Source organism: Bacillus sp. SIMBA_008 (assembly GCF_046535495.1).
Lineage (GTDB): Bacteria > Bacillota > Bacilli > Bacillales > Bacillaceae > Bacillus > Bacillus subtilis.
The window spans coordinates 1-297 of sequence record NZ_JAWRWL010000249.1 but is presented as its reverse complement, the minus strand read 5'-3'; the positions used below and the strand labels follow the sequence as shown (position 1 = coordinate 297).

The following is a 297-nucleotide window of genomic DNA, read 5'->3' as shown; positions in this document are numbered from 1 at the left end:
CTGTATCTTCCTTTAATATGACAGCTGCTGCGACAACGGGGCCTGCAAGTGGACCTCTTCCTGCTTCATCTATTCCAGCAATACATGTGTATCCCTGCGCTTTCGCACTGTTTTCAAATTGCAGCATCTCATTCCATGCTGCTTGAAGTTGCTGCTGCTTTTCTCTCTCTTTGCGCCACTTCTCTATCAATTTTTGGACACTTTTTCTCGTATCATCTTTTACAAGTTCATGAATGTATGACTCGTCTTGCGAATGCTTTTCTATCAGTTCTTTTATTTGTTTCACTGTGTACATCA

At 41.8% G+C, this 297-nt stretch carries 1 pseudogene; it reads right to left on the bottom strand.

From position 1 onward, the window contains the following. Positions 1-297, bottom strand: a pseudogene (locus SB658_RS23050) (ribonuclease HII); the annotation flags it as partial.